The 13,091-nt window shown below is 68.4% G+C and carries 9 protein-coding genes and 3 pseudogenes; 5 read left to right on the forward strand and 7 right to left on the reverse strand.

The window, feature by feature from the left end; translation table 11 throughout:
• Positions 1–125 precede the first annotated feature (125 nt).
• The 3 genes and pseudogenes from ACLJT4_RS24775 to ACLJT4_RS24785 all read left to right on the forward strand — a co-directional run.
• Positions 126–973 (forward strand): annotated as a pseudogene (locus ACLJT4_RS24775) (IS5 family transposase); the annotation flags it as partial.
• A 341-nt stretch (positions 974–1,314) separates the two neighbouring features.
• Complete coding sequence (locus ACLJT4_RS24780) at positions 1,315–2,328, forward strand: MDR family NADP-dependent oxidoreductase (protein WP_411125646.1); 1,014 nt, start codon at positions 1,315–1,317, stop codon at positions 2,326–2,328.
• Between the two features lie 24 nt (positions 2,329–2,352).
• A complete protein-coding gene (locus ACLJT4_RS24785; RefSeq protein ID WP_411125319.1) occupies positions 2,353–2,811 on the forward strand; it encodes a MerR family transcriptional regulator in 459 nt (152 codons plus the stop codon).
• Between the two features lie 52 nt (positions 2,812–2,863).
• Here ACLJT4_RS24785 and ACLJT4_RS24790 read toward each other — a convergent pair whose 3' ends face one another.
• The 5 genes and pseudogenes from ACLJT4_RS24790 to ACLJT4_RS24810 form a co-directional block, all read right to left on the reverse strand.
• Positions 2,864–3,454 (reverse strand): isochorismatase family protein, encoded by a 591-nt coding sequence (locus tag ACLJT4_RS24790; protein WP_411125321.1) that lies wholly within the window; start codon positions 3,452–3,454, stop codon positions 2,864–2,866.
• A gap of 406 nt (positions 3,455–3,860) precedes the next feature.
• Positions 3,861–4,844, reverse strand: a pseudogene (locus ACLJT4_RS24795) (sensor histidine kinase); the annotation flags it as partial.
• Between the two features lie 138 nt (positions 4,845–4,982).
• Positions 4,983–6,836, reverse strand: a pseudogene (locus ACLJT4_RS24800) (AAA family ATPase); the annotation flags it as partial.
• Positions 6,809–7,093 (reverse strand): CU044_2847 family protein, encoded by a 285-nt coding sequence (locus ACLJT4_RS24805; protein WP_411125323.1) that lies wholly within the window; start codon positions 7,091–7,093, stop codon positions 6,809–6,811. The gene ACLJT4_RS24805 and the pseudogene ACLJT4_RS24800, both read right to left, overlap by 28 nt.
• Before the next feature lie 813 nt (positions 7,094–7,906).
• Complete coding sequence (locus ACLJT4_RS24810) at positions 7,907–8,776, reverse strand: 3-hydroxybutyryl-CoA dehydrogenase (protein ID WP_411125325.1); 870 nt, start codon at positions 8,774–8,776, stop codon at positions 7,907–7,909.
• A 159-nt stretch (positions 8,777–8,935) separates the two neighbouring features.
• Here ACLJT4_RS24810 and ACLJT4_RS24815 point away from each other — a divergent pair, with 159 nt between their 5' ends.
• Entirely contained in the window at positions 8,936–10,159 is a 1,224-nt protein-coding gene (locus ACLJT4_RS24815; protein ID WP_411125327.1) for a glycoside hydrolase family 10 protein, read from the forward strand.
• 69 nt (positions 10,160–10,228) lie between these two features.
• Here ACLJT4_RS24815 and ACLJT4_RS24820 read toward each other — a convergent pair whose 3' ends face one another.
• Together ACLJT4_RS24820 and ACLJT4_RS24825 are read right to left on the reverse strand one after the other, a co-directional pair.
• Positions 10,229–10,438, reverse strand: a complete 210-nt coding sequence (locus tag ACLJT4_RS24820) for a DUF1918 domain-containing protein (protein ID WP_016578021.1) — start codon at positions 10,436–10,438, stop codon at positions 10,229–10,231.
• A gap of 206 nt (positions 10,439–10,644) precedes the next feature.
• Positions 10,645–11,592, reverse strand: a complete 948-nt coding sequence (locus ACLJT4_RS24825; RefSeq protein ID WP_411125329.1) for a DMT family transporter — start codon at positions 11,590–11,592, stop codon at positions 10,645–10,647.
• On the opposite strand from ACLJT4_RS24825, the gene ACLJT4_RS24830 reads away from it, so the two are divergent.
• Positions 11,591–13,057, forward strand: a complete 1,467-nt coding sequence (locus tag ACLJT4_RS24830) for a PLP-dependent aminotransferase family protein (RefSeq protein WP_411125331.1) — start codon at positions 11,591–11,593, stop codon at positions 13,055–13,057. The genes ACLJT4_RS24825 and ACLJT4_RS24830 overlap by 2 nt on opposite strands.
• Positions 13,058–13,091 lie beyond the last annotated feature (34 nt).

Genomic DNA, 13,091 nt, shown 5'->3' on the forward strand with positions numbered 1-13,091 from the left:
TCCGCCGCGAAGTCCTCCAGATCACACCGGACCGCGGCCAACTCCCCACCCAGCACACCCAGTCAACGACACACCCGATCAAACGGACACGCCACCGGCGAGTGAACCTGACCAAGCACTACTAGTGGCGGGAGATGCCGGAGGAGTTTGGGTCCTGGTCAACGGTCTACGACCGGTTCCGCCAGTGGCGTGATGCTGGGGTGTTCCAGGCCCTGATGGAGGCGCTGATCACGGAGGCCGCCCGGCGCGGGCAGGTGGACCTGTCACTGGTCAGCCTGGACTCCACGGTTGTGCGTGCGCATCACGACGCGGCGGGCGCACGGGTGAGTGAGGACGTCCTGGCCGCCCTGGAGGAAGCCAACGAGCACTCAAGGGGGGCCGCAGGATAGGACAAAACCATCAAGAAGGTGCGGAGGACGCCGCCGTGGCCGGCCCCGCCCGTGCCGAGCCGCGCCGGGTCCGTCGGAGGCGCCGCGCGCGGCTGAAGGCCGCTGCTCTGGGGCGTTCGCGGGGCGGGTTGACCAGCAAGGTGCACCTGGCGGCCGAACGACGCTGCCGTCCGCTGTCCTTCGTGCTCACCCCCGGGCAGGCCGCCGACAGCCCGCAGTTCGTCCCCGTCCTGCGGGGCATCAAGGTGCACGGCCCGGTGGGTCGACCGCGCACCCGTCCCGACGCGGTCGCCGGCGATAAGGCGTACTCCTCCCGCCACAACCGCACCCACCTGCGCACCCGCGGGATCAAGGCGGTCATCCCGGAGAAGGCCGACCAGGCCGCCAACCGTAAGAAGAAGGGCCGCCGCGGAGGACGGCCCGCCGCCTACGACGCCGAGCTCTACCGGGACCGCAACATCGTCGAGCGCCTGATCAGCAAACTGAAAGCGTGGCGCGGTATCGCCACCCGCTACGACAAGACTCCCGAGAGCTACCTCGCAGCACTCCACCTCCGCGGCGCGATCATCTGGCTCCGCAGCCTGCGTCCCCTTCAGCTGATCACGGTTCCGTACAGGCCCTTAAGCCACCAGCGTCATGAACGCCGAGACGGCGCAGCATGGTGATGGTGGAGGCCCCGTCCAAGGCGATGGAGCACATCAGCGTGCGGTGGTTCACATGGCAATGCCGGTGGACGGGACTCCACTTGTGACACAGCCTGTGCGCCACCCGACTCGACGCCCCGCTGTACCCCCTGCCGGGGCCGGACGGGAGCTTGCACTTGACGTATGCGTCAACTTTTAACGTCGTCGGGATGTTGTGCGTCGGCCCTGTGGAGCCGGCCGCGCCCTGCGGGTTTTGCCCGCCTTCTCGTCGAGGAGTCTGGATGACGACTGCTGTCCCTGCCACCCATCGGGAGGTGCGCCTGGCCGCACGTCCGCAAGGCCCTCTCCGCACCGGCCACTTCCGCATGGCCGAGGTTCCCGTGCCCGCGGCGGTCCCCGGCACAGTGCTCGTGCGGAACCAGATGATGAGCGTCGCTGCGGTCATGGACACCCTTGTGCGCGGCGCCACCGATCTGCCGATGCCACCCTACGAGCCGGGCGACGTCCTGGCAGGACCGGCCATCGGCGTGGTGATCGCCGCACCGGGCACCGACTTCAAACCCGGCGACCTCATCACCCACAACGGCGGCTGGCGCGAGTACGCACTCGTCGACGAGACAGACGCGCAGCGCATCGACCCCGAGTCGTTGCCGGATGCCGCGGCCCATCTGTCACAGGGGCTGACCGCATGGCTGGGGGTCGTGCGGGGAGCCGAGGTACGGGCCGGAGACACGGTGTTCGTCACCGCTGCGGCCGGTGGAGTCGGCTCCCTGGCCGGGCAGTTCGCCCGTCTGAGGGGCGCGACGAGGATCATCGGCAGTACCAGCTCCCGCCGCAAGGGCCGGTACTTGGTCGAGGAACTTGGCTACGACGCCGTCGTCACCCGCGATGCGGGCCCGATCGAAGACCAACTGCGCGAGGCGGCTCCTGCCGGTATTGACGCGGTCTTCGACAACGTCGGCGGAGAACAACTAAGGGCCGCGCTGGCCGTCGCCCGCCGCGGCGGCCGCGTCGCTCTCGTCGGCACGCTGTCCGGCCAGATGTCCGGCAGCCTGAGCGCACCGGTCGAGATCGACACCGGCGCCCTCATCCTGCGGGGCATCACCGTGCGCGGCATGTCCGGCAGCGATCACCTGGACGCGATCCCCGAATGGTTCCGGGCGTTCAGCCGTGGGCTGCACGAGGGCACCCTCACCTTCCCGCACACCCGGCTGTCGGGCATTGATCAAGCACCGAGAGCGTTGTGTGAGTTGATCGAAGGACGTCATGTGGGAGCAGTGCTCGTAGAGCTCTGAACCCGGGCCCGAAGGGAAACAAGGATGCGTATCGGTGATGCGGCGGCGGCCTCGGGCCTCACCCCGCGGGCGCTGCGCTACTACGAGCAACGGGGATTGCTCACAGCGCGGCGTACGCCGTCGGGTCATCGCGACTACGGCCAGCATGACATCGAGCGGTTGCGAGCCATTCGCGAGTTGCTGGACGCGGGCCTGACGATCGGAGACGTACGGGCCTTCGTTCACGTCCTCGACATCAAGCCACCGTCCGGGGTCAGGACCTCCGCAACGGCCAGTGAAGGCGGGCCGGGCAACTGCCCGGTCGCCGAAGTCACCATCCATCGAGTGGCCGACCTCAGCCAGCGCATCGAGCAGTTGACCCGCGCCCGAGACCGCTTGACCACTGCACTCGCGCACCAATTCGGCGAATTCTTCCACGCCCCGCCAGCACACCTGACACCGGAGCCGACCGCCCTCCTGAGCCGGGACCAACCAACCCAGTGATCCAAACTCCGCACAGACCCTAAAAGATCCCTCGGTGGAAGTGGCGGCTGCCTCAAGCGAGGACGACGGGCTCGCCGCTCAGCATCACACCCGCCTGGCGCAGCTCGCTGATCGCGGTGCTGGTGGTGTCGGCGGCAACGCCGGCCGTGTAGTCGAGCAGGACCCGAACTGCGAAGCCTGCTCGTACGCCGTCCAGCGCGGTGGCCTTCACGCAGTGGTCGGTGGCGATCCCGACGACGTCGAGATCGCTGATGTCACGTGTACGCAGCCAGTCGGCCAGTGAGGTGCCGTCCTGGGCCGAGCCCTCGAAGCCGCTCTTTGATGCGGAGTGCGCCCCCTTGTAGAAGACTTCGTCGACGGCCCCGGAGTCGACGGCGGGCTCGAAGTTCGGATGGAACTGGCTTCCTTCACTGTCGACGACGCAGTGCACGGGGAAGGAGTTCTCGAAGTCAGGGTGCTTGGAGAAGCGGGCCCCGGGGTCGATGTGGTGGTCGCGGGTGGCGACGATGTACGCGTAGCTCCCATCGGCGTGCCCAGCCAGGCCGGTGATGGCGGTGGCCCTGTCCGCGCCGCCCTTCACCGGAACATTGCCGCCCTCGCAGAAGTCCTTCTGCACATCGACGACGATCAATGCACGGCGCACGGAGACTCCTCCCTTGGATGAACCCAATGCCGCTATGGTCGCCCCTGCGACAGCGGGCACACGCAGCACTCACTGGGCGCCGGGAGGACAAGTGTTACTCGTCGGCCGAGGGCACGCTGCGAGCAGCCGTTTCCACCGGCCGGCTGCGATCATCGGTGCCATCGAGCTGCTGTCTGTGATCGCCAGCGGACGGGCAACCGAGCGGCACTGTGGATCTTCACGTCCACAGCCGTGAGACAGGGGCGAAGCCTAGGGCGGGGCCACCCTCACGGTCACGGGACCTGCCATCTGGTGCTGGTCCTCGACTCCGTTCCTCCGCAGGCGCGCGCAGCACAGGAGGCCGCGATGGCAGGAGGAGTACTGGGTCTCCGCCACAAGGAAGTTCTGCCGTTTAGCTGTTCGTCAGCGCCTGAGGCAAAGGAAGATACAAAGTGAAGGTGGAGCCGCGGTTGGGCTCACTTGTGGCGTGGACCTCACCGCCCAGCAGCCGTGCAACGTCCTTGCTGATGGAAAGACCCAAGCCGGTACCGCCGTACCGGCGACTAGTGGTCCCATCTGCCTGTTTGAAGGCTTCGAAGATGACACCTAACTTGCTTGGATCTATGCCGATTCCAGTGTCAGCTACGGAGAAGGCGAGTAGGTTAGCATCTGGGGATGGCAATGAACCCCACTCCAGCAATCGCTCGCGGATAGCCACGGGGACATCCGCTCCAGCCGGCCGAATAACTAAATCGATGGCGCCTTCGTCGGTGAACTTCACTGCGTTGGATAGCAAGTTTCGAAGGACCTGCAGCAGCCGTCTTTCGTCGGTATGCAGCACTGGGGGCACGGTCGGGGACACACGTACGAAGAAGTCGAGTCCCTTCTCCGTGGTTAGTGGTCGAAATATCGCCTCGATGTAATCGGTGAGCTGCACTAGGGCGATTTTGGTAGGGAATACATCCATTCTTCCCGCTTCCACTTGCGACAGATCCAGAATATCGTTGATAATCTGGAGCAGATCGCACCCTGCGCCGTGGATGGTTTCAGCGAATTCTACCTGCTTCGGAGAAAGATGCCCCTCAGCGTTTTCGGCCAGTAGTCGGGAAAGAATAAGCAGTGAGTTGAGCGGGGTGCGCATCTCGTGGGACATGTTCGCCACGAATTCAGTCTTGTTGCGCATGGCTACGACGAGTTGCTCACTGCGCTCCTGTAAGGTCTCCCGCGCCTCCTCGATTTCTTGATTGACAACTTCGATTCTCCTGTTCTGTGCACGTAGTTGTTCTGCTTTTTCCTCCAGCTCGGTGTTTGATTCTTCCAGTGCGTTTTGACGCTTCTCTAGCTCTAAAGAGCGGTCCCTCAGTTGTTGAGTCAACTCCAGTGACTGAACGAGCAACGACTCGGTTTTCTCCTGCGCTACTACCTGTTGGTGACTCTCATCAATCAAGGAAGCCACATTGGCTGGGATGTCTTGAGGGCGCTCACTCAGCCAACCTTGAGCCTCGGCTACACGTTGAGCCGAAAGAAGGTCACCTTCAGCAGCTCTTTCCTCCACAAGCGATAGCCACCTCTGGAAGTCTGCATCGGCGTCTACCCAGTTGGTGAGCCTTCGCCACTCGCGAATGAGCGCCTCATGGGCGATTTCAGCGGTACCCGGACCGTGCGACCCCAGCACGACGAGGCGGTGTTCTGGGGCAGCCAATTGTTGAGCGACCTGCCAGTCGTGCTGAAGGTGAGCTTGATACGCCGTGGCGCGCACTGCGTTTGCAGCCCCGCTGCGTGCTCTCACCATCGACAGCAGTACACGCCGGATGCGGTCCTCTTCCAGATGTCGCGTCAGTGAGGAGAAGGCTTGCTCGGCATGCCGGTTCAGGGCCCCTGTGACACCGCCTACGCGATGATAGCTGTCATAAGTGACGTGGTGCTGGCTTTGCTGCGGCCAAAGTTCAGTTAAGGCGAATTCCAAGAGTGGTAGACCGCCAGGACCCCTGCTTGCCTCAGTCGCAATCATATCGGGCAGTCCTTCGGCGAAGGTAACTCCCGTCATCCGTGCTGGCTCGACGATCACTCGGGTCATGGCGACCTTGTCCAGAGGTGAGACGTTGAGTTGCCGGTCCTGAAGGCGTGATCCGATGTCGGGAAGGTTTAGCAAGGTGGGAAGAAAATCGGATCGCAGAGTGCACACCAGGCGCACGTCCGGAGCGTGGGGACAGTCCTGAGAGGGAAGGAATTTTTGTAGAAAATGTAATGCTTCTTCTGTCTTCCCGTGTGTGGAACTTAGAACTTCTTCAAACTGGTCAGCTACAAGAATGAGTCGCTGATTTGACACGAGAGCAGTCTTGGCCGCAACGCGCCAGAACCCCCCTTCGCGCAAATTCTCCGCAGTGCTATCGAGGTCCTTTACGCGGTCACGTCCGGAACCTTCGGCCTCCAACAGTGCACGCGCAGCCGCATGGAACGGAGACGAGCCGGGTCGGAACGTGACTACTCGCCACCCCTCGGCTTGCAGTGCGGGCTTCAAGCCGGCTGCTACAAGGGACGTTTTCCCCACTCCAGATGGACCCGTCACCAGGGCCAAAGGTTGTGCTTTGACCATCTCGTGCAGGCGGGACACTTCATTTTCCCGCCCGACAAAGAGACCTGCTTCTGCGTCTGCGGGGGTGAAGGCATGTAGGCCGCGGTAGGGGCAGGCGGGAAGCATGCTGCGGCCAAGGGCCTGCGGCCAGGCCGCTGCGACCTCCGCTGCCGGTACGGCGTATGCATCGCCGGCAGTCTCGACGCGGCTGGCCACTGCGAGCATGGCTACAACTGCATCGCCCCACTGGTCCCGAATTACGACAGGAGCGCCGCTGTAGCCGGGCTGCACTCGTAATGCTGACTCTGATTCCCTATCCAGCTGGATCATGCCGCCACCAACAGCCCCACGGAGCACGCAACTGCTCCAGGCGCCGGTTGCCGGTCGCGAAGGAGTGGTGGGATAGCCAAAGACGTCGGCTTCGCCGGCGCGACTTGCAGGAGCGTCCAGGAGCCGTGCTGCGCCGGCGCCGGCGGGCAACGGCTCACCACCAACCATCACCAAGCCGGCAGTATCACGCCCAGATTCCCCACCGACTGCCGGCGGATCCCAGGCGTCGATGCGGCAGTTCCGTAACGGCGCACCCTCAGCATCGCCGAGCAGTACGAACTCAACCTGGACACGTGCATCGGCATGGGGGCGGGCTGTGGTGGCCTTGTCCCGGCGCAGCGCCACGTTCACTACGTGAGCGCACGTCACAATGTGCTTCTCGCCGACGACATAGCCGACGCCAGCGGCTTGCTCACTCGCGCTCTGCCGGACCTTGACGATGAACCCTTCTCGCGGCGTTGACACTGGCTTTAGCTGGCGTCCACCGTGCGAGCCCACTTGAGTCGAACAGCGAAATTCACTTCGGCTGTTCCCTTCGCGATGATCACCGAGGTGTCACCGCCGATCTTGAGCCCAAACTCGACCTCGGCCTCATCAGGGCCTAGTTCCCGCAACGTGTCAACCACTCGGGTAAGTGTCGGCCGGACCTGAGCCATGGCATCGTCCAAGGACACGCGTGCCCGGGCCACCACGCCAGCATCTCCTGCTGCAAGTTCAAGATCTGAGCCGACGAGCTCGATGTCGGTTTCAAACACCGTGGGCTCTTTGTCCCCATCGGTCAGCGGTACTGCGATAAGTCCCATATTCTGCACCCCTGTTGTGCTACGTTCTCGCCGCCGTCTCTGTTACCGCCGGTTGGTGATCAGAGTAGGCAGCGCTGGACACGGACGTGGATGTTTTGGTCAAACGGCACCGTCGTGGTGGCCCAGGGCAAGGGCAGGCGCGTGGAGAAGCCGCACAAGCAGGCTGGCAGGCGTAGCAGTCAGTCGTCGTTCGCGCCTAGACGTCGAAGACGGCGAGAAGGGAGAGGGCGCCGTGGCCGACGGGCGTGGTGTAGGGCAGCACCTTGCGGTGATTGCGATAGCACCAGCCCGAACCTGCCCATCACCATCAGACCGGTACTCAGTCGCTCGAAGGACGTCAGTTCGGTCCGGGCATCGTGCCCATGAGGGGGGCCTCAGGCGAGAGGGCGAACTACTGCCGCCGTCCATCGCCCGCCCGACGCAGTGCTCGAAACGCAGGTCGGGACGCTCCGCAACGGGGACATCCCAGGGATTTTCAGGGACTTTCAGCTCTGCCCCAGGGACTTTCCAGGGACTTTTCGCTGAGTAAGCGGGAAAGGGGCCGACAGCTCTGAAAGACGCAAAGTCCCAGGTCGGGGCTGGCTTTCTACTCGTCGACGACGCTCGCTGGGGCGTTTCCCCTCGAGGACTCCGTCAGCCTTGCCCAACGGCGTGGACGAGGGCGCGGCGGGGCTGAGGGAGCCACTCGCCCGCCACGCCGCCACTGGCGCTGTTCCGGGTGAACTTCCTCTGGAACAGCACCAGTTGACGGACTTCTCAAACGTCTCAGTACGAGTAGAACCCCGACCCGCTCTTGCGACCGAGCCGCCCCGCGTCCACCATCCGCTGCAGCAGCGGGGGAGCGGCGTACAGCGGCTCCTTGTACTCCTCGTACATGGAGGCGGCGACCGAGGCGACGGTGTCCAGGCCGATCAGGTCGGAGAGCTTGAGCGGGCCCATCGGGTGGGCGCAGCCCAGTTCCATGCCGTTGTCGATGTCCTCGCGGCTGGCCATGCCGGACTCGAACATCCGGATCGCGGAGAGCAGGTACGGGATGAGCAGGGCGTTCACCACGAAGCCCGAGCGGTCCTGGGCGCGGATGGCGTGCTTGCCGAGGACGTTCTGGACGAGCGCCTCGGCGCGCTTGAGGGTCTCCTCGCCGGTGGTGAGGGCCGGGATCAGCTCGACGAGCTTCTGCACCGGCGCCGGGTTGAAGAAGTGGATGCCGATGACCTTGTCGGGCCGGGAGGTGGCGACCGCCAGCTTCACCAGGGGGATGGACGAGGTGTTGGAGGCCAGGATCGCGTCCGGGTGCACCACCACCTGGTCGAGCACCTGGAAGATCTCGGTCTTGACCTGTTCGTTCTCCACCACGGCCTCGATGACGAGGTCACGGTCGGCGAACTCGCCGAGGTCGGTGGTGAAGCTGAGCCGACCGAGGGTCGCATCCCGCTCGGCCACGGTCATCTTGCCGCGTTCGGCGGCCTTGCCGAGCGAGTTGGTCAGGCGGGTGCGCCCCAGTTCCAATGCCTCGCCGGTGGTCTCCGCGACCTTGACGTCCAGCCCGGCGCGGGCGCACACCTCGGCGATGCCAGCGCCCATCTGGCCGCAGCCGACCACTCCGACGCGTGCAATGTCGGCGAATGAGTCCGTCACCTCGTGCCTTTCGCTGATCTTCAGGACCGGCGGTACGCCGTAAGGGTCCGACGCCCGCCTCGCCCCCGACGTTACTCCGCGAGGTGCTGGGAGGACGGCGTCGGGGCGGGCATTCTGAGGCTGCCACACGGGACATAACGGACAAGATGGGGGCTTTTCATGCGAGGTATCACACGCCGCGGGTTCGGCGCGGCGGCACTGGGTGCCGGCTCGTTGCTGCTGGGCGCGGGTGCCCGGGCGGGCGCCGGCACCCCGGCAGGGCGCGAGCTGCGCGGGATGTGGTTGGCGACGGTGGCCCACCTGGACTGGCCGTCCCGGCCCGGCCCGGACCGCGCCGCCCAGCAGCGGGAGCTGGCCGCGCTCTTCGACACGGCGGTCGAGCGGCGGTTGAACGCGGTGTTCTTCCAGGTGCGGCCGACGGCCGACGCGCTGTGGCCGTCGCCGTACGAGCCCTGGGCGGAGTGCCTGACCGGCGTCCAGGGCCGCGATCCGGGCTGGGACCCGCTGGAGTTCGCGCTCCGCGAGGCCCACCGGCGCGGCCTGGAACTGCACGCGTGGTTCAACCCGTACCGGGTCGCCAACCACACCGACCCGGGCCGGCTGGCGCCCGAGCACCCGGCCCGCCGGCACCCGGGCTGGGTCCTGCCGTACGGCGGCAAGCTCTACTACAACCCCGGGCTGCCCGAGGTCCGCCGCTTCGTCCGGGACGCGATGCTGGACGCGGTGCGCCGCTACCCCGTCGACGGGGTGCACTTCGACGACTACTTCTACCCGTACCCCGTCGCCGGCCAGGCGTTCCACGACGACGCGGCCTACGAGGCGTACGGCGCTGATTTCGCCAACCGCGGCGACTGGCGGCGGGACAACATCAACCTGCTGATCCGCGAGATGCGGGAGGGCATCGCGCGCACCGGCCGGCGGGTGCGGTTCGGCGTCAGCCCGTTCGCGGTCTGGCGCAACGCCGCCACCGATCCGCACGGCTCGCGGACCCAGGCCGGGGTGCAGACCTACGACGACCTCTACGCCGACACCCGGCGCTGGGTGCGGGAGGGCTGGCTCGACTACATCGTGCCGCAGGTGTACTGGCCGCTGGGGTTCGCCGCCGCCGACTACGCGGAGCTGGTGCCGTGGTGGGCCCGGACCGTGGCGGGCACCCGGGTGGACCTCTACATCGGCGAGGCGCTGTACAAGGCGGGCCGCACCGCGCAGCCCGAAGCGTGGCGGGATCCGGCCGAACTCTCCCGGCACGTCGCCTTCGCCCGGCGGTACCCGCAGGTCGGCGGGCACGTCTACTTCTCGACCAAGGACGTGGTCAGGGACCCGCTGGGGGCGCTGGCCCGGGTCGTGGAGGACCACTACGGGGGTGCCGCGGCCCGGCCGTGACGGTCCCGCCGCGCGTGCCGCGGCGGGGGCGGGCCGCCACACGGGCGCTCCGCCACCGCCGTGGGGTCGTCAGCGGATGGTGTGGGGTTCCTTGGACCTGGGGTGCTGGACGACGCAGTCCGGGCCGGGCCACATGATCGTCTCGTGGCCGTCCTCGGCGCGGATGCGGTAGGGCGGTTCGCCGTTGGTCCCCAGCACCTCCACGATCTCGACCATGTGGTCGCCGTGACCGACGGTTCTGCCGTGCATCAGCAGCCGGTCGCCCTTGCTCGCGTGCATCTGGGCTCCTCCCGCCTCGGGCGGCCGCCTACCGGGGCGGCCGACGCGCGCGACGGCCGGGCGGTGGGACGGCCAACGGATTGCGGGCCCGCCGAACGGCCCGGACGGCACTACTGCCATCGCCGCCAGTTTATGTCCGCGGGCCCGGGGCGCACCCGGGGAGCCGGACCGCCCCGGGCCCGGACCGCCGTCCGGGCCCGCGGCCGTCACGCCCGGGCCCGCTGGGTGACCACGATGCACGCCAGGACCGCCAGCGCCGTCACGGGCGCGGCCGGCGGCAGGCGTTCGCCGAGCAGCACCACCGACCAGACCAGGGTCAACAGCGGCTGAGCGAGCTGGACTTGGCTGGCCCTGGAGACGCCGATGGCGGCCATCCCGCGGTACCAGACAACCATCCCGAGGAAGGTGGAGCCGATCGCCAACCACAGCACGCCGGCCACCGCGTGACCGGTCAGGTGCAGCGGCTCGGTCGCCAGCGCCCAGGCGGCGCCCGGCACCGTCACCGGCAGTGCCAGCACCAGCGCCCAGCCGATCACCTGCCACCCCGGCAGGTGGCGGGCCAGCCGGCCGCCCTCGGCGTAGCCGGCCGCGCACACCAACAGCGCCGCGAACAGGAACAGGTCACCGGTGCCCAGGGCGCCGCCGCTCTGCTGCACCGCGAAGGCGAGGACGGCCGCCGCGCCGACCAGTGCGGCGCCCCAGAAGGCGCGCGAGGGCCGGGCTCCGGTGCGCACGGCGGAGAACGCCGCGGTGGCCAGCGGCAACAGTCCGATGACCACGGCGGCGTGCGAGGTGGTGGAGGTCTGGAGCGCGAGGGTGGTCAACAGCGGGAAGCCCAGGACGACGCCGCCCGCCACCACCGCGATCCCGGCCCAGTGACGGCGCTCGGGCACCCGGACCCGGCAGGCCGCCAGGCAGGCGCCGGCCAGTGCGGCGGCCAGCACGCTGCGCAGCATCACCACCGTCCAGGGGCCCATGCCCTCCAGTGCCCAGGCCGTCGCCGGGAAGGTCAGGGAGAAGGTGGCGACGCCGAGCGCGGCGAGCAGGGCGCCGGAGCCGGACGCGCCGCCCGGTCGCGCCGGGAGGGGCGCGGAGGGGGCCGGGGTGGTGACCGCTATCGGTGCGGTGGCGATAGCGCTATCGTTTGCTCTCATGCATGAGCGTAGCAGTGGGGCCGAATTGGCCGCGACCCTGCGAGAAGAGCTGAAGCGCTACTCGCCAGGGGAGAAGTTGCCGTCAAGTCGCGCCCTGATCGAGCGGCACCGGGTCAGCCCGGTGACGGTCTCCCGGGCGCTGGCCGAACTGGTCGCCGAAGGACTGGTCGTCACCCGCCCCGGCGCCGGGGCGTTCCGCGCCGAGCCGCGCCGCGCGGCACCGCGGCCGGCGGACACCTCCTGGCAGGAGATCGCCCTGAGCGCCGAACCGGCCGGCGACCAGGTGCCGCGCAGCGTCGACGCCACCGGCGTGCTGGCCACCCTCGCCACCCCGGCACCCGGCGTCATCGAGCTCAACGGCGGCTATCTGCACCCCACCCTCCAGCCCGAGCGCGCCCTGGCCGCCGCGCTGGCCCGGGCCGGCCGGCGGCCCGGTGCCTGGAGCCGCCCGCCGGTGGGCGGCGTGTCGGAGCTGCGGGCCTGGTTCGCCCGGGAGATCGGCGGCCCCGGCGGTTCGCTCGCGGCCAGCGACGTCCTGATCACCGCGGGCGGCCAGAGCGCCCTGACCGCCGCCGTGCGCGCCCTCGCCGCGCCCGGCGCCCCGGTCCTCGTCGAGTCGCCGACCTACCCCGGGATGCTGGCCGTCGCCCGCGCCTCCGGACTGCGCCCGGTCCCGGTCCCGGTGGACGCCGACGGGGTCCGCACCGACCTGCTCGCCGACGCCTTCCGGGCCAGCGGCGCCCGACTGTTCGTCTGTCAGCCGCTGTTCCAGAACCCGTCCGGCACGGTGCTGGCCGCCGAACGCCGCCGGGAGGTGCTGCGGGTGGCCCGCGCCGCCGGCGCCTTCGTGGTCGAGGACGACTTCGCCCGGCTGCTGGGCCACGCCGACGCGCCCCCGCTGCCGCCCACCCTTATCGCCGACGACCCCGACGGCACCGTGGTCCACGTCCGCTCGCTGACCAAGGCCACCTCGCCGAGCCTGCGGGTGGGCGCCCTGGCGGCCCGCGGCCCGGTGCTCGACCGGCTCCACGCCATCCAGGTCGTCGACAGCTTCTTCGTCCCCGGACCCCTCCAGGAAGCCGCGCTCGAACTCGTCGGGTCGCCCGCCTGGACCCGCCACCTGCGGCTGATAGCGGGGGAGTTGGCCGTGCGCCGGCAGGCCCTGCGGACCGCGCTGCGGCGCGAGCTGCCTGCACTGGACGTCGCGGGGCCCGAGCGGCACACGCCCCTCGGCGGCTACCACCTGTGGCTGCGGTTGCCGGCCGGCACCGACGAGGCGGCGCTGACCGGCGCCGCGCTGCGGGCCGGCGTGGCGGTGGCGGCCGGCCGCCCCTACTTCCCGGCGGAGCCGCCGGCCGCCCACCTCCGGCTGAGCTTCGCCTCGGCCGCCGGCGCCGGCGAGTTGGCCGAGGGGGCCCGCCGCCTCCGGGTCGCCTGCGACGAACTGGGCGTCCCGGTGGCCTGATCCGGGCGGGGCGGGCCCGGCCCGGCAACCCGTT

It is taken from the genome of Streptomyces sp. x-19, assembly GCF_046549115.1.
Taxonomy (GTDB): domain Bacteria; phylum Actinomycetota; class Actinomycetes; order Streptomycetales; family Streptomycetaceae; genus Streptomyces; species Streptomyces albulus_C.